Origin of the sequence: Streptomyces sp. 4F14, from assembly GCF_048159485.1 — a bacterium.
Lineage (GTDB): Bacteria > Actinomycetota > Actinomycetes > Streptomycetales > Streptomycetaceae > Streptomyces.
On record NZ_JBLRVY010000345.1, the window covers coordinates 1 to 330 of the forward strand.

A 330-nucleotide genomic window follows, 5' to 3' on the forward strand; every position below is an offset into this window, starting at 1 on the left:
GCCGCGGGGGGGCGGTGGGGGGGGGGGGGGCGCGGGGTGCCGCGCCCCCGAGGCCGCCGCCGTGGCCTGGCGCCTGGGCTGCGAGGTGACCCTGCTCGAACCGGCCCCCGTCCCGCTGGCCCACGCGGTCGGCACCGAGGTCGGCCGGGTCCTCTCCCAGGCCCACCTCGACCACGGGGTGAACCTGCGCACCGGGGTCACCGTGGCCGAGGTGACGGAGGACGGGGTGCGGCTCGCCGACGGCGAGTTGGTGGAGGCCGACGAGATCCTGGTCGCCATCGGCTCGCTCCCCAACACCGAGTGGCTCGCGGACAGCGGGCTCGCGGTGGG

General features: G+C 78.8%; 1 protein-coding gene. It reads left to right on the top strand.

Annotation, left to right across the window (positions count from 1 at the left end; translation table 11 throughout):
* Positions 1–330: FAD-dependent oxidoreductase (locus ACLZOT_RS51040; protein WP_416976122.1), on the top strand; the 330-nt coding region annotated here is incomplete at both ends.